A 15648-nucleotide genomic window follows, 5' to 3' on the forward strand; every position below is an offset into this window, starting at 1 on the left:
GCTTGGATGAAACCGCACTGCCGCTCCCGCTATTCATCGACAGCATCCGTTCGCAACCTCCCCATCGTGTGCAAGGCACGGCAGTGTTCCTGACGGCCAGGACCGATGCTGTTCCTCATGCGCTGTTGCACAACCTGCTGCATAACCAGGTTTTGCATGAGCAGGTGGTACTGCTCACCGTAGTGTCTGAGGACAGCCCTCGCGTGAGTGCGCAACAGCGGTTCGAGGTTGAAGCCTATGGTGAAGGGTTCTTCCGGGTCAGCCTGCACTTTGGTTTTATCGAGGAACCCGATGTCCCCTTGGCCTTGAGTCTGTGCCACTTGACCGACCTGGATTTCAGCCCGATGCGCACGACCTATTTCCTCAGCCGGGAAACGGTGATCCCGACCAAGCGCATCGGCATGGCCCGTTGGCGAGAAAGCCTGTTTGCGTTTTTGCTCAAGAACGCCAACAGCAATCTGAAGTACTTCAAGTTGCCGTTGAATCGGGTGATTGAGCTGGGCACACAGGTTGAGATGTAAAGATCTCAAGCGTTCAATGCGGGCCATTGATGCTGGATGAGCCCCGTGTCAGACGCTTGAGCGCGACGACCATCAGGCCCCCCGCAACCAGCATTCCCGTGAGAAAAAGCGGATAGGCCGCGTTGAATTTCTGCTGCAACTCGCGAGCCGCCTCGGCCTTGGCAAACAGCTCCTGGATGAGGCGGAGGCGTGTGCGCGCGCTCACGGCCGCGCCTACCTGCGACTGGAAGTGCGGCCGGATAATCCCGTCGCTATCAGCCTTTATGAGCGTAACGGTTACCGACGCTTCGCTGTGGTTCACGACTACTACGAAGACCATGCGCCTGCATTGCGTCTGGAGAAGCGCATTTTGAGCAGTTGCTGATGTGTCGTGACACGGAAATCCGGCACCCATTACCAGATTGCTAAACCAGCTGGCGAATTCCCAGGGACAAAATCAACCCACCGCACAGTCGATCGATGGCCTTCTTCCTCCCTCGATACGCGCCAGCAATCCTGGGTTGCGAAAGGGCGATGGCGACCATGCCATACCAGGCCATCGACACCACCACGACAACCGCCAGCATCGACGCAAAGGTGCCTGGCGAAACGTGGGCGGGGGCGGCGGCTGAAAAAACCGCGGCATAAAAGGCCATGGACTTGGGGTTGCCAATATTGGTCACCACCCCCTGGATAAAGGCCTGCCTGCAACTACCCGCGACGGCATCCTCTGGCCGGCCAGGCGCATGCTTCCCCGCGTTGACCAGCAAGCGCAAGCCGAACCACATCAGGTAGGCGGCCCCCAGAACCTTCACCACAAGCGCAGCCCAGGGGAGCGCAGCAAAGACAATGCCGAGACCTGCAATGGCACAGGTGGACCAGAACAGGTTGACCAGCACGATCCCTGCTACCAAGGCCAGGGCTTGCGACCGTGTAGCCGCAACCGCTTTGTGGACCACTGCGACGAAATTGGGTCCAGGGATAACGACGCCGGCCAGGTAGACCAGAAAAACCGTCAAAACGGCAGAACCATCGATCATGTGCTTCCTCGCAAGTCCCGCGGACGGTGATTATGACCAGGCAAACATTCCATTATCGTCCGGGCTGCCATTGTGAATACTCAGGCAGTCCTTTCCCATTCAGCCACGCTACGTCCTGCTCCGTCCAGATGTGGAACTCGGGCCTGGCGCCAGGCTCCTCATCCAGCGTGGCTACGCGCACGATCATCGCGGCTGAACCGTTACGCTCAGCGGCAAGGTGCGATCCGCAGTGGCAACAGAAGTGTCGTTTCTTCCCGGGTGATGACTCGAAAGCCCGCAATGCCTCCAGGCCTCGAGTCCATCGGAAATGCGCTCTCAGCACGCCTGCCGTGGAAACATAAGCGGCGGCATGGGTCTTGCGGCAGGTACTGCAATGACAATGGCTGATGGGCATATCGATGCTGTCGATCTCATAACCTACCGCCCCACAGGCGCAGCTTCCTTTCATTTCATCCTCCGGTTTTGTCTCTGTGCGCAGATCAGGGTGTGATTCGTTTTTGCAGTTTGCTACGCAGCAAGCTCGACATAGCTCGACTCGCCACCTCCAGTCGCACCCGATAACCAGCCCCATACGAAGGCCAGCGTGGTATATCCCGTGTGATCAACGCCCACCGTGCCACGGGACCAGCCGGAAAGAATCTCGCCCTCCGTGGTCAGGCAATGAAACAGCAGCTCGATGGTATCGGGGCCTGTCACGCGGCCGACTTGGTGGCCCATGCGGATCTTGCCGCCCTGGTAAGTCCCCGAAATGGCATCGCCCTCGACCTGGTAATGAAAGACCGTGCCTGCGCCGGATAGCCCGTGGGTGTTGCCCGCTACGGTAAATCGGCGATCGTGCAAGCGCTCGCTGAGTTGAGAAAAGGGGATTTCCATAATGTCGCGTCCTTGTAGTGGAGAGGGTCCATTCCAGCGTTGGCTGCATCGCTGGTCGTAATTTACCGACGAATCATCCCTGCCGGGTGGAAAAGATTGCCGGCATCTGCAGATGCTTGTAAATGGCCAAAAACCGCAGGCCGAAGGTGAAGATCAAGGCAATCCAGCCGGCGACCCAGATGGTCGGGAACACGTCTCGCAACAGCACGTAGAGGGTACAGCCCAACAGAATGGGCGTGGCGTAGATCTCCCGCGACATCAGCAGCGAAACCCGACCAGCCAGGACATCCCGGACGATACCGCCGCCGATGCTGGTCAGCACGCCCATCATCACTGCCAGGGGGGCGGCCAGCTGCAAGGCCAGGACTTTTTCGGTGGCCGACAAGCCGAACAGCGCCGCTGCCAGACCGTCGAGATACAGCAGGATACGGTAACGTCGTTGCAGGCGTTGCGTGCAAAAGAACGCCAACAGCGCAGCGAACAGGGCGACCCAGATGTAGTTGAAGTCGGCGATCCAGAAGATCGGCAGATCGAGCAGCAGGTCCCTTATCGTGCCACCCCCAATGGCGGTGATGATCCCCAGCACTACGGCACCAAATAAATCCACATCGGCTTTCTTGATTGCCAGCACGCCGGTGATGGAAAACACGGCAATGCCTAACATTTGCTGGAAATAAAGCATCTGGTATTCCTTTCAGGTGGCGGCTGGCCAATGCGCCTGCGAACAGCCTCCTGAGTGTAATCCAGTGCAAGCCCGGATTTGCGCCTGTCACAACGATAACCGACCTTTTCACAACCTGCCTGTCAGCGGGTATTCGACCGCCAGGCGTATCTGGTCCGTGTCCAGTTCTGCCTGGGCCGTATTGCCCCGATGCACATTGTGTCGCAGCGACAACGTGGTGCCTTTCGCCGCGCCACCTTGCACCACATAACGCATCTCCAGGTCACGCTCCCAATGTTTGCCGCCTTCGCCATAACCCAGATAGGCATAACCACCTTGCGGGTCAACGTGGCTGCCATCGATCTGGCTGCCGCGTACATAAGCGGCGCTCATGGACAGGCCCGGCGCGCCCCAAGGGCTGGCATCCAGATCGTAGCGAGCCTGCCAGGATCGTTCATTGGGTGCGTTGAAGTCCGACAGCTGCACGGCGTTGCTGATGAAGATCGCACCACGGGTGACGTAGTCGAACGGCGTGTTTCCATCGACCTTCTGATAACCGAGGCTGAAGCCGTGGGGGCCCTGGGTGTAAGTGGACATCAGGCTCCAGGTGGTATTGTCGATCCTGCCGGATAACGACTTGCCCTCATCAGTGGTGCGGTACAGGTTGAGGTTGAATGCCAACGAGCGCTGTTCACCCAGCGGCTGGAGGAAGGTGCCACCCAGGTAGTGCTGGTTCCAGGTGTCCTCGTAGCGCGATGAATAGAGGCTGAGGTTCAGGTTCTTTGCCGGTGCGAAAACCATGCCCGCGAGATCGAAGGTCTTGCCTTTCACGGCGTTGGAGTAATTGACCACCAGGCCCTGGTCGTGACTGCTGGCATTGCGATCGGTACTCTCGGTGAAGTGTCCTGCCACCAGCTTCAGTGCCGAGAACTCGTTGCTGGTGAGGAACAGGCCGGTGGCGGTTTCCGGCAGCAGGCGACTGTCGGATGAACTGAACACCGGGGTTTTCACCCGCTGCTCGCCGTAGCTCAGCACTGTCGAGGATGCGCGGAATTTTATCGCGGCACCGCCACGGCTGAACTCGTCCTTGGGATGCCCCTGGTTGTCGAGCCCAAGCAATCGCGCTTTCCCTGCGCGGCCACCGCCGCTGTCCAGTTGTATGCCCAGATAGGCATGGGCATCCAAACCCACCCCGATCAGGCCTTGGGTGAAGCCCGATTGCAGCGTACCCATCAGCCCGTAGCCCCATTCCTCGGCGTAGCCATTACGCTCGTCACGTGGCTTGTAGGCGTTACGCGCAGCGCTGTTGCGGGCGCCATGACGGTACTCGCGATGGTCGTAGACCATGCGATTGAGCACACTCCAGGCGCTGTCCTGGACAAAGCCATTGGCTTGCGATTGCGCCGAATCAGCCAGCGTGAATGGACTGGCCAGGGCGAGGAGAAAGGCGGATCGGGTAGGCATTTTCGCGGTGTCCACAAACAAGATCAGGATGAACGCAGGCGCAGGATCTGCGCGCCGTCAAAGGGGTCGATGAGGTAGTGCGCATGGACGCCGAAGGTGTCCAGCAGGCGTTGTGGGGTCAACACATCAAGCGGTTTGCCCAGGGCCACCAGGCGGCCCTTTTCCAGAACGGCCAAACGATCACAGGTGAGTGCCTGGTTGAGGTCGTGCAGGGCAATCACGGTGGTCACGGGCAGCGCGTGAACAACCTGCAAGATCGCCAGCTGGTGCTGGATGTCCAGGTGATTGGTCGGTTCGTCCAGCAGCAGGATCCGCGGGCGCTGGGCCAGGGCGCGAGCGATGTGCACGCGCTGGCGCTCGCCACCGGAGAGGCTGCGCCAGGTACGCTTGCGCAGATGCGTCGCATCCACGTCGAGCAAGGCTTGATGGACGATGTCATCGTCCGCCGTCGACCATGGACTCATGGCCGACAGCCACGGCGTGCGGCCCAGGGCCACGGCATCGAACACACTGATCGCATCCAGGGTGTCGGCCTGCTGTTCAACCACCGCCAGGGTTTGCGCGATGGTTCGCCGTGACAGGGTCTTGAGGTTTTGGCCGTTGAGGTGGATGTCCCCCCGGCTGGGGCTGCGCACGCCGGCCAGCAGTTTGAGCAAGGTGGATTTTCCCGAGCCGTTGGGCCCCACAAGGCCCAGGGTCTCGCCGGGGTGGATGTCCAGGTGAATGTCGCGCAGCAACTCGGCATCGCGGATCGAGAACCCGACACCGGAGCAACTCAGCACGGGGTCGTGGAGAACAGGTGCAGCCGCGTTCATCGGGCATTCCTCCGACCGACCAGGATCAGCGCGAACACCGGCGCGCCGACCAATGCGGTAATCACACCGACCGGTATCACCTGGCCCTTGATGAGCGTGCGCGAGAGCACATCGGCGGCGATCAGGAACACCGCGCCACCCAGCGCGCTCGCCGGCAGCAGTCGCGTATGCCCAGTGCCCAGCAACAGCCTGGCGGCGTGGGGAATGACCAATCCAACGAAACCGATGGAGCCGACGATCGACACCATCACCGCCGTCACCAGGGCGGCACAACCGATCAACAGAAATTGCACGGGACGCACTGCGATGCCGAGCGAGGCCGCAGAATCCGCGCCAAAGGTGAAGGCATCCAGCGCACGCCGGTGCCACAGGCAAACCGCGAGGCCGGCGAGCGCAACCGGCACCGCCAGCCACACCGAAGGCCAACGCACGCCACTGAGATTGCCCAGCAACCAGAACATGATGCCGCGGGCCTGTTCGGAACTGGCCGACTTGGTGATCAGGAACGCCGTGAGCGCATTGAACAATTGCGAACCGGCGATCCCCGCCAGGATGATCTGCGAGGTGCTGCCAGGCGAACCGCTGGCCCGGCCGAGCAAGACAACGACGGCAAAGGCCGTAACGGCCCCGGCAAACGCCCCGGCCGACATCGAAATGGCTCCGGCGCCCAAGCCCAGCAACGCCACCAGCACCGCGCCCGTCGAGGCCCCTGCGGAAATGCCCAGCAGGTAAGGATCGGCCAAGGGGTTGCGCAGCAGCGATTGCAGGATCACCCCGCAAGTCGCCAGGCCCGCACCGCAAGCAGCCGCCACCAGCGCGCGGGTCAGGCGGTAGTTCCAGACGATGCCCTCGTCGATGGGATCGACGGCAAAACCTGCAGACCACAGTTTGTTGGCCAGCACCTGGAACACCACCGCCGGTTCAATGTTGGTTTCACCGATGGCCACACCGGCGGTCACGGCCAGCAGCAGTATCAGCAACGCGAGCAGGGTGCGAATCAGCGTCCTGGTCATTGCGGCAGGTCGTAGCCGTTGATGGCGGTAGCCAGCGCCTCGAGACCGTCGAACGTTCTCAGGCTGGCCTGCATGGCCATGGCGTCGAGGATGATGATGCGGTTGTTTTTCACCGCGTCCATGTTGCGGGTCACAGGATCGCTGCGCAGGAATTGCAGTTTCTTCTGATAGTCGTCAGCGGGGAAGCGCCGGCGATCCATGCGCGCGATCACCAGGAACGTCGGGTTGGCCTTGGCGATGGTTTCCCAGCCAACGGTTGGCCACTCTTCGTCGGACTGCACCACATTGCGCACGCCCAGGGTGTTGAGTATGAAGTCGGGAATGCCCTTGTGCCCGGCGACATAGGGGTCGATATCCAGGCTGGCACTGGAAAACCAGACCAGCGCGCTGGTGTGCCTGAGGTCCTTGCCTTGCACCAGGGCCATGGACCTGGCCAGGCTGGCCTGCAGTTGTGCGTTCAGCTGTTGCCCACGGGCCTGGACGTCGAAGATCTCGGCCAGTTGGGTGACGCTTTTGTAAATGCTTTCAATCCGAAACGGCTGCAGGCGAGTACCGTCAGCACCCACCAGGTTGTCCTTGGACTCGCAGTCCGAGGGCATCAGGTAAGTGGGAATCTGCAGCTCGTGAAACTGCTCGCGAGTACCGACTGCGCCTTGCGGGCCAACCATCCACTCAAGCTCCACGGCGACCATTTCCGGGCGCTTGCCGATCGCCGATTCGAAACTCGGCTCGTTATCGGCCAGGCGTTCGATCCTGTCGTTCTGCGCCTTGTACTGAGCCAGCACATCATTGAACCACAGCGAAGTACCGACCAGTTTGTCGCCCAATCCCAGGGCGAAGAGCATCTCGGTGCCGGCCTGGCCGATGGTCACCGCCCGGGCAGGGGCGTGGGCGAAGGTCAGCGTGCTGCCGCAGTTCTCGACTGTAAGCGGGTAATGAGTAGGGGAGGCACAGGCGAGGGAAGTAAGACCCAGGCCAGTGACCAGGGCGACAAAGCGGGGCAGCAGCATGATGCAATCTCCATTTGAACCGTACACGGCGCAAGGGTCTGGAAACACATCATCGAACGCTGCCGGAAAGGCAGAGCAGGGCCCGTCACCTGGGTGACGCGCGCACAAGGATGTCCTCCCCGGACACCCCGCCGGTTAGTGATTGTTGCTTGGCCGGCAGGTCTCCTGACTGGTGCGTCATCGCCTGCTCCAGCCTTCCCGGGATTCGATCCCAGTGGCAATTGAGGAGCAGGCTCAGCACCTACAGTTGCGGGGGCAGTTCCGTTTGATGCGTTGGCAGCATCACGGATTCCCTATTAATCCCATGTGGAAACCGGCGGCGGCATGGTAGTCGATCATGCCGCCCGAGGCGAACCCATCTCCTGATCAGAAGTATTTGAGCCAGCCGATATCACGCCGACGCGCCTTCAATGCGGCGAACCAGCGCACCGGCAGATACAGCGCCGCAGCCAGCAGCACGGCGGTCAGCCACACGGCCCAAATGCCATCGAACCCGAAGTAGTCGCCGTGGTTCAGACCGAACAACGCCACGCTGACCAGGTACAGCACTTTCAGCACATAAAGATGGAGCAGGTAGAAGAACATCGGTGCCGCGCCAAAGACCGCCAGGGTGCTGATCCACTTGCGTTGTTGGGCCCGCTCGAAGCCCAGCAACAGCAAGAGCCCAATGCCCAGCGTCAGGCCCAGAAACAGCAGGGAAGGTGGGTATTTGGTGATGTTGAAGAAGCTCATGAGGGTGTGTGTGGTGCTTTCATGGACCGCCCAGTGTGCCTCGCCATAACCGTTCGCCAGGCGCAGGAGGACAAAACCGATCAGTGCGCCGGCCCCCGCCAGCAACAGATAACGCTGACGCAGGGCGGTCGAGGCGGGGCGGGCGAACCAGGGGCCGATGCTGTAACCCAGGGCAATGACCCCGATCCACGGCAGCACCGGGTAGGACGTGCGCAGGCGCAGGCTGTCGGAGAATTCGATCCAGCCGCGATCATGCAGAATGGCCCAAGGGATGTGCAGCGCCGAACCAACCGGGAAGTGCAGGGAGTCGAGCAGATTGTGCCCGCCCACGATGATCAGCCCCAGGCCGCAGAGGATGGGTCGCGGCAGCCAGACCAGTGCCGCGAGGGCAATCATGCTGACGCCGATCGCCCAGATCACCTGCAGGTAAATCACGGTGGGCGGGAACTGGAAGGTCCAGGCGAAATTCACCAGGGTGAACTCCAGCACCACCAGGAACAGGCCGCGCTTGAACAGGAAGGTCGACACGGCGTGCGTGCCCTGGTGCTTTTCCCCGTACAGAAACGCAGACAAGCCCGTGAGCAGGACGAACACCGGCGCACACAAGTGGGCGAGTGTGCGGCTGAAAAACAACGTCGGTTCAGTGCTGTCGATGAGCATCGGGTCGGTGACCTGGCGGTGCAGGAAGAAGGTTTCGCGCACGTGATCCAGCAGCATGAAGATGATCACCAATCCCCGAAGGGCATCGATGGACATCAGGCGTTGGCTGACGCTGGTGATGGGTGGGTTTTGAACAAGGTTTGTCATTGAAAGTCGCGGTCCGTGAGTATTGATATAACATAACATTTAATCCGGGCAAAAAAAAGAGATCAACAGGGCAAGACAGCGGGGGGGGATGAAGGCTTGAGGTTGAGCGACCAGCCTGGCCGCTCAATTCAGGAGGGGTTTAGAAGAGAATGTAAGCGGATGCCGTTGTTTGATTCAGGTCCATGTTGCCGACCTGCAGTACTTCATATTCAGCGCGGACACCGATGTTGCGAAATACATCGAGTTCAACGCCGGCACCGTAGGTCAGGTCCACGCCCGTATCGTCATCGGCGGCATTGCCGTCAGCATCCCAGGCATGGGCACCGACAATGCCGAAAACGCGCACTCGGTCTCCCAACGGAAAGCCGAGATGGGCACTGGCCTGGACAGACTTACCGTCGAAATCCAGATTGCTGTCTTCGAATTGGCCCAGATCAACGAAGGCGCCTTCGAAGGCCAGATAGCCGTTGAGGCGATAACCTGCAAAAACCTTATAACTGGTGTCTTCATCGTTCAAATGGACTTTGTCGGTTTCAATGCTGCTGACGCCAGCGCCAAGATATAAACCTTTGTCATCAGCGAGCGCCTGAAAAGACAGTAACGAAAGCAGTGAAACGAAGCCAAGGTTTCGAAATAGCATGTGAGGCAGGGTCCTTCTACGGGTTGTCGATGGGTGTTGGCCGAGAATTTGAATGAGCGTGAAGAATGATTGAAGTCATTGATTGATATTTATGAATGCCTTCAAAGGGTTTGATAGGTGTTAACCAACCAGGCTAAGGCAACGCCCGATAAATAGGCGGCCAGGCAAAAGATGACTTTCTGTTTGAGTGGTAGCGAATTCAGTCGATAGCGCATGCTTATCCCCTTGGGTAGAAACAAGCATGCTGACCATTCAGGTTGTTGGATGAAAATTATTGATTGTTATTTTTGGCGGCCGTGGCCAGTTTTGCAGAATTACGCCTGGCCGTTTCCGAGGGGGTTTCTCCATAAGCATCCTGATACGCTTTGGAAAACCGGCCCAGATGGTGAAAATTCCAATACATGGCGGTTTCAGTGACCGTCGGCCAAGTGTTGCGGATCAAGTCCCGACGGGCACGAGCGAGTCTCAGGTTCTTGATGTAAGCGATCGGCGAAATCCCGAACGTTTCGACGAAGCCATGGTGCAAGCTGCGAGTTGTGGTTTGAAGTTGTTTGACCAACGCCTTCATGCTGAGGGATTTTTTGGTGTTTTCATGAATGTATTGCATGGCCTCTATTGCGATCTTTCTTCTTCGCGGGGGAGTAAGCGCGGATCGGCCAACAGGTATCAGGGCCCGTAGCAGAGAAATCAGCAACGCACTTTCAGCCGCTGAAGTTTCAGCGCAGCTGAGCGGTTGCAAACGAGGCGGGGTGGCGTCCATGGAGTAGGCGTTGATCGCCTGAATGGCGGATTGCACCAACTGGTAATGTGCAACCTGAAAGCGCTGCTCCTTTCTATCCCGCAGCATATCGATGGAAGAATGGTTTCCAAGGCAATGTACGTAATGTTCGAGAGTCGTGGTCAGGGTGAAAAGCGTTTCATTCGGCTCGCAGGTGTAGTGCACGGGCTCACCGCTATACAAGACGATGATTTCGTTAGGCCACAAATGATGATTATTGACCGTGGGTCGACCCACCAAAGCCTGTGAAATGGCAAGGGTTACAAAGCCCTGAGGGACACAACCCATCAAGGTGACGGTTGAGTCAAACTCCAGACGACTGCATTGCAGCCTGGAACCCTGAAAGAGCTTGTGCTGCCTGATGTTTGCTTCGTGTTCCAACGGTGCGAGGCTCAGCTGCCAACGGCCAACTGTTCTATCGGTTTGGTCCGCAGGCGTGGCCGTTACGTGAAAGACTTCATCAGGGATCATGATGCTCATGGAATAGATTGCTCTTCAGCTAATTGGACAGTGCCCGGGTTTTTCTCAGGCATCGACAATGCCGCAGTAAAGACGTACGCGTCGCTCGAGGATAACTCCACCAGGCCTTGAAGTTTATCGGGTGCCAGGTTCGATCCAAAGATCGCGGTTTTCTGGCTGGCCGGGCCGATGGCTGCCGCATCAAAAGCAAAAAAATCCTCAGCACGATAGGCTGTGACAATCCTGTAATCGGACTTTTCATCGCTCAGCTTGTTCTTGTTGCTTTCAATACGCGTCAGGTCGGCGCCATAGAGTTCCTTGTCATCAGCCAAGGCCTTGAGAGACAGCAATACACCAAAGGATACGGTAGCGAGGTTTTTTAGCAGCATTGACGTGCGTTCCTTGTTGATGATGTTTTCAGGCAGTGCCTGCGGATAGTCCTGCTCCCACGATGCTGGTTGAAGTCAAAAACTCATATTTTGCTCAAACTGGAGTCAGCGACAGGTCGTGACTCTGATTGTTGATTTTGTGGCGGGGCAGGCAAGGCGTTGTCAAAAGCGTCTTCATCGTCATGGGCTTCCTTTTCAGAGTAGATTTTCAAGTGCTTGAGCTTGATTGTTTCGTTCGGGCTCATTTCCAATTCGTAGAGTTCGATTTCCGTACTGCCGACCGAATATTCATTGTGTGCCGCGCAAGCAAACGATAGAGCAGCCAGCGCTAGAACTGCCAGGATCCTGGTTATCATTGATTTGACGACTCGCGGAAAATGTATGTTTTCAACGCTGATGTCAGCAGGAACGACTTCGAGCGCTACAAAGGCGGGATGTTGCGGGGGGAGGGGGTTTGATTCAAATTAGTAATTATTATTTTTGTTCTGATGTGATGGGTTGCAGATGTCTCAGTGATTCATGCAGCGCAAGCGGCCAATGTCATGTACATAAAAGCATACGGCGTTTTTGTTGGAGGTGGGGAGCAACTCATAGTTGAGAACGGCGCCTTCCTGTAGAACGAATTGACGCCTGAAAAACAGATCCGGAGTCTTTTCAATGGCGAATAATTCAGTGTCCTGGCTGAGTTTGACGTTGCTGATCTTTATTTGCACATGGTGTTTGCTTTCCCGGACAATCTGCGCCGAGATGGTTGCATTACGAATCTTTCCGTTCAGGCTTTCAATCGTGGTTTGTGTCAGTCGGCCATGGCCGATGGTCAGGTACTCTTCGGTATTGAGTTGATTGGAGTCCTCCAGCCATTGACGAGTCATGGTTTGATAACTGATATTTTCCATGTAATAAGAGGGCGAATAGGTCAGGGAAAAGACACAGGCGGCGTTGATGATTGCAAGCACGATCCAGTGAACAGTTGAAGAGGTCATTGACTTCATAGGGTGGCTTCCAAACATTGCCGGATCATCGGGGCAAGGTCTTTTTGCCCGCTATTCAATTGCAGGTTTGCAGTGCTTAGATCCGGACGAACGCACGAAACAGAGTAGTTTGTTTTAAACAGGTTCAACCAGACTTCGCCTTTCAAGTTTGGCGGTAGCTGTTGCACCTGGGTCGCCGAGAGATCCCTCAGCGATTCAGCTTCGGCGACACTCTCGCCTAATGCATGGATGACCAGTTCATTTTGTTTGAGGGTGGAGACTTCTATTTTCGATGTGTCGAAACCTGAGTGGAAACCCGTGTAGGCGCAGACTGCCAAGGTCAGCACATAGCCGATTAAATGGGCTTTTGTCAGGTAAGTTGATTTCCTGGTCTTTGCTGAAGGCACCGCAAGATCGTCATTCCCGAACGGCGCCGGCTCTTCAACGGCGAGCACAGGCGCAGCTTCTTCCGAGGGCATTGGGGGATTTGTGGGGACATCGACTACATAAAGACGGTTGAAGCAATAACCTCTTCGCGGAACCGTCATCAGAATCTCGTGATCACGGCTGTCATTGAGAATGTTTCTAAGGGAGAAAACCGCCTGGTTCAAACTGCCGGAGGCGACGACGCGGTCATTCCAGGTGTAGTCGATGATCTCTTCACGACTTTTAGTCTGGCCGGGCTCCATGAGCAGCAGCTCCAATAGACGCGATTCTGCTCTGCCTATCGTAGTGCTTTGTACTTCCCCATGGGGCGTGGTGAGGGTAAGGAAGGCGGTGTCTGGATCGAAAAGGGCCATGGCACCATTTTTCAATGTGAAGGCGTAGCGCATGGGAGTCCTCCGTTCAGGTGGTTCTGGCTGAGTATAGAGACGGTTTCAGAGGCCGATTTGACGCAGTGCATTCTTGTCGAAGGGAACGGCTATGAGCGGGGGCGGTGATGATGCGCGGATCGAATGACCGGCGCTATCCGAAAACTGCAAGGTGGGCGAGCCTTACTTCGCCCATTCAGATGCAAAGATCGGAAATTCCTGATGGTAGGTTTTTTTTGGCTGTTTCTATACTGGCCACCCATTCAAAGGTTTAAATACCACAGCAATAAAAACAACAAAGCTGCAAGTCAACTCTGCATAAGCTATTTGATTGGCTTGTTCGGGTTGTGAGTATCTGCATTTTGCATAGTTGAATAATAACAGCGGCGTTCAAACCGATTCCCACGGCTTGACGCTACAAGATCTTCTATAGCTATTAATCAGAGCCTGACAAATGAACTTCTATGAAATCATCGGTTATGACCGTGACGGAACTGTTCGTGAACTTGATACAGCGCTGAACAAGGGGACGCTCACCACCAGGGATGTAACGTTTTCCGCGCTTGGTTTTAATGCTCCGGGCTGGATTGCCGCCTCTTCGATGTCGATTCTTTACTCGATATCGGGCCACCATGCGCCGCTGGCCATATTGATTGCGTACTTCTTCCCCATGCTGGTCATGGCGTTCTGCATGATCTCCCTCACTCGCCAGGCCCCCTCGGCAGGCGGCGTCTTTACCTTCACCTCGCGTTTCCTGCATACCAGCGTCGGGACCATTCTCGGCTGGGCCTACTCCGTTGCCTGTACGGCCGTAATGGCCATGTGCGCAATCATCGGCACCGAATATATCCAGGCGCTGTTCCCGGCCCTGGCGGGTGCGCTCAACGCCAAACTGATTGGCACGGGCATGGTCCTGGTCTTCCTGGCCATTTCCTGCAAGGGCGTCAATGCCACCGCGAAAATTGCCAGCATTTTCCTGATTTTCGAGATCGGTGTCGTTGCCGGGCTCGGGTTGATGGGCATCATCGACCCTCAGGTACCGGATCTATCGGTGCTGTCCATGTACACGCCAGAAGGGGCGGACGGTTGGTCAGCCATCGGGCCAGGGGTGCTGTTCGGTGTATGGATGCTCGCCAACTTCGATTCGGCGATCAACTACATCGAGGAGTCGCGGATTCCGGTTCGTACCGTGCAACGCTCCATGTTGCTCGTGCTGACGTCCGCCTTCGTCATCTACACCCTCGCGGCCATCGGCTGGCAGTACGCCGTGCCCGTGGAGACACTGGCGGCCATCATCGAGGACGGCAACGGTGGGCCAATCGCCGCGGTGGCAAACGTCTACTTGCCACCGGCCCTGGCCTGGATTGCCTTGTTCGTGGTGATTACGTCGGCCTGTGCCGGCATGCAGATCTCTTCGAGTGCAGCGGCGCGCACGCTTTATCGCATGAGTGAAGAAGGGCATCTGCCGTTGGCGCTCAGTGCCGTCAACAAGACCAAGTCGCCCTGGCTCGCCAGCGTGATCGTCGCGGCCGTCGCCATTGCACTGCTGTGGTGGAAGCCGCTGGACAAGATCGTCTGGTACTACGACGTGGTGACTATCACGCTGGTGATGTCCTACATGGCCGCCATTGCTGCCTTCATTGTCATGACGTTCCGCCGTCAGCGTTTGGCAATCGCGTTCGCACTGTCGATCCCTGCAACTCTCGCCATTCTCGTCCTGGGATACATCGGTTACACCGCCGGCGCCAATCCGGTCTCGCCAGAGGATCAATACACGGCCTGGTACCTGGGCGCGCTGACGATACTGTCTGGCGCACTGATCCTGGTCTGGCAATCGCGTGTCTCCAGGAAACCCGTACTTTCCAAAGCCTGATTTGCACGCACGGCTTTCATCTAAAAAATCATGGGAGAACTTATGAAACGTGTAGTCGTTATCACGGGCGCTGCAAGGGGTATTGGGCTGGCCATCGCCAGGCGTTTTGCGGCAAGTGGTGATCATCTGGTGCTCAACTACTTCGACACCAGGGATCAACTGGACGAGGTCATCCGCACAGCCGAAGCCAACGGTGGCGACGGGATCACCATTCAGGCGGATATCAGTAACCCCGAATCCGCAGCCGGCATTCTTCGCGAGGCGGAGAGCCGCTACGGCCGGGTCGATATCCTGGTCAACAGTGCCGGGAGACTGGTGTCGGCGACAGTCGAGCAAACGACCTGGGCGCAGTGGGAGCAGATGATCAGTACCAACCTCGGCGGGACCTGGGCCTGCATGCAGGCGGTGTTACCGGGCATGCTGGCACGCGGTCAGGGGCGGATCATCAACATCAGCTCCGAGCTGGGGCTGATCGGCTTCCCGACCTACGCCGCGTATTGCGCTTCCAAGGGCGGGGTGATCGCGCTGACCAAGGCGGTCGCCAAGGAAGTGGCCCCCAAAGGTGTACTGGTCAACTCGGTGGCGCCGGGGCCGATCGAGACCGACATGCTGATCAACGACACCCTCGAATTCAACGATGAAACCCGTGCGAGCCTGCCATTGAGGCGCTTTGGCAAGCCAGATGAAATCGCCGCCATGGTCGAAGCCCTGGCCGGGCCCGCGGGCGATTACATGGTTGGACAGATCATCAGCCCCAATGGCGGCGCTGCGATCTAGTGGGCTGTCTTGAAGTTTAACTTCACCGCTAATA

At 57.7% G+C, this 15648-nt stretch carries 18 protein-coding genes, 1 pseudogene and 1 riboswitch; of the genes and pseudogenes, 4 read left to right on the top strand and 15 right to left on the bottom strand.

Features of this window, described 5'->3' with window-relative positions; genetic code table 11:
- Together SOP85_RS12505 and SOP85_RS12510 are read left to right on the top strand one after the other, a co-directional pair.
- The coding region (locus tag SOP85_RS12505; protein ID WP_323627092.1) for a KUP/HAK/KT family potassium transporter at positions 1 to 521 on the top strand (521 nt) is incomplete at its 5' end.
- A gap of 151 nt (positions 522 to 672) precedes the next feature.
- A pseudogene (locus SOP85_RS12510) lies at positions 673 to 873 on the top strand (GNAT family N-acetyltransferase); the annotation flags it as partial.
- Between the two features lie 52 nt (positions 874 to 925).
- On the opposite strand, the gene SOP85_RS12515 reads toward SOP85_RS12510, so the two are convergent.
- From SOP85_RS12515 to SOP85_RS12585, 15 genes are all read right to left on the bottom strand, one after another.
- Positions 926 to 1540, bottom strand: coding sequence for a LysE family translocator (locus SOP85_RS12515; RefSeq protein WP_323627093.1), 615 nt, complete (start codon positions 1538 to 1540; stop codon positions 926 to 928).
- A 52-nt stretch (positions 1541 to 1592) separates the two neighbouring features.
- Entirely contained in the window at positions 1593 to 2111 is a 519-nt protein-coding gene (locus SOP85_RS12520; RefSeq protein ID WP_442967905.1) for a GFA family protein, read from the bottom strand.
- Complete coding sequence (locus SOP85_RS12525; protein WP_323627095.1) at positions 2048 to 2413, bottom strand: hypothetical protein; 366 nt, start codon at positions 2411 to 2413, stop codon at positions 2048 to 2050. The genes SOP85_RS12520 and SOP85_RS12525 overlap by 64 nt, the downstream gene beginning before the upstream one ends.
- 73 nt (positions 2414 to 2486) lie before the next feature.
- On the bottom strand, positions 2487 to 3095 hold the full coding sequence (locus SOP85_RS12530; protein WP_323606086.1) for a trimeric intracellular cation channel family protein: 609 nt from the start codon (positions 3093 to 3095) through the stop codon (positions 2487 to 2489).
- A 108-nt stretch (positions 3096 to 3203) separates the two neighbouring features.
- The gene (locus SOP85_RS12535) at positions 3204 to 4538 is read right to left on the bottom strand and encodes an OprD family porin (protein ID WP_323627096.1); all 1335 of its coding nucleotides are present in this window, start codon (positions 4536 to 4538) and stop codon (positions 3204 to 3206) included.
- 23 nt (positions 4539 to 4561) lie between these two features.
- Entirely contained in the window at positions 4562 to 5353 is a 792-nt protein-coding gene (locus tag SOP85_RS12540) for an ABC transporter ATP-binding protein (RefSeq protein WP_323627097.1), read from the bottom strand.
- Positions 5350 to 6354, bottom strand: a complete 1005-nt coding sequence (locus tag SOP85_RS12545; protein ID WP_323627162.1) for a FecCD family ABC transporter permease — start codon at positions 6352 to 6354, stop codon at positions 5350 to 5352. Before SOP85_RS12545 ends, SOP85_RS12540 begins: the two co-directional genes overlap by 4 nt.
- An 8-nt stretch (positions 6355 to 6362) precedes the next feature.
- Positions 6363 to 7376, bottom strand: coding sequence for an ABC transporter substrate-binding protein (locus SOP85_RS12550; RefSeq protein ID WP_323627098.1), 1014 nt, complete (start codon positions 7374 to 7376; stop codon positions 6363 to 6365).
- A gap of 138 nt (positions 7377 to 7514) precedes the next feature.
- Positions 7515 to 7709, bottom strand: a riboswitch (cobalamin riboswitch).
- Positions 7710 to 7742: 33 nt separating this feature from the next.
- Positions 7743 to 8915, bottom strand: a complete 1173-nt coding sequence (locus SOP85_RS12555; protein WP_323627099.1) for a DUF1624 domain-containing protein — start codon at positions 8913 to 8915, stop codon at positions 7743 to 7745.
- Between the two features lie 139 nt (positions 8916 to 9054).
- Positions 9055 to 9555 (bottom strand): outer membrane beta-barrel protein, encoded by a 501-nt coding sequence (locus SOP85_RS12560; RefSeq protein WP_323627100.1) that lies wholly within the window; start codon positions 9553 to 9555, stop codon positions 9055 to 9057.
- A gap of 271 nt (positions 9556 to 9826) precedes the next feature.
- Positions 9827 to 10813, bottom strand: coding sequence for an AraC family transcriptional regulator (locus tag SOP85_RS12565; RefSeq protein WP_323627101.1), 987 nt, complete (start codon positions 10811 to 10813; stop codon positions 9827 to 9829).
- Complete coding sequence (locus tag SOP85_RS12570; protein ID WP_274076271.1) at positions 10810 to 11181, bottom strand: hypothetical protein; 372 nt, start codon at positions 11179 to 11181, stop codon at positions 10810 to 10812. The genes SOP85_RS12565 and SOP85_RS12570 overlap by 4 nt, the downstream gene beginning before the upstream one ends.
- 83 nt (positions 11182 to 11264) lie before the next feature.
- Positions 11265 to 11537: a hypothetical protein gene (locus SOP85_RS12575; protein ID WP_323627102.1), complete on the bottom strand. Its 273-nt coding sequence runs from the start codon at positions 11535 to 11537 to the stop codon at positions 11265 to 11267.
- Between the two features lie 153 nt (positions 11538 to 11690).
- A complete protein-coding gene (locus SOP85_RS12580; protein ID WP_274076273.1) occupies positions 11691 to 12173 on the bottom strand; it encodes a hypothetical protein in 483 nt (160 codons plus the stop codon).
- On the bottom strand, positions 12170 to 12985 hold the full coding sequence (locus SOP85_RS12585; protein WP_323627103.1) for a winged helix-turn-helix domain-containing protein: 816 nt from the start codon (positions 12983 to 12985) through the stop codon (positions 12170 to 12172). Before SOP85_RS12585 ends, SOP85_RS12580 begins: the two co-directional genes overlap by 4 nt.
- Positions 12986 to 13418: 433 nt before the next feature.
- Here SOP85_RS12585 and SOP85_RS12590 point away from each other — a divergent pair, with 433 nt between their 5' ends.
- Together SOP85_RS12590 and SOP85_RS12595 are read left to right on the top strand one after the other, a co-directional pair.
- Complete coding sequence (locus tag SOP85_RS12590) at positions 13419 to 14837, top strand: APC family permease (protein ID WP_323627104.1); 1419 nt, start codon at positions 13419 to 13421, stop codon at positions 14835 to 14837.
- A 42-nt stretch (positions 14838 to 14879) separates the two neighbouring features.
- Positions 14880 to 15614 (top strand): SDR family NAD(P)-dependent oxidoreductase, encoded by a 735-nt coding sequence (locus tag SOP85_RS12595; RefSeq protein ID WP_323627105.1) that lies wholly within the window; start codon positions 14880 to 14882, stop codon positions 15612 to 15614.
- The last annotated feature ends 34 nt before the right edge of the window (positions 15615 to 15648 follow it).

It is taken from the genome of Pseudomonas sp. YuFO20 (assembly GCF_035064975.1).
GTDB classification, from domain to species: Bacteria; Pseudomonadota; Gammaproteobacteria; order Pseudomonadales; family Pseudomonadaceae; genus Aquipseudomonas; species Aquipseudomonas putida_AE.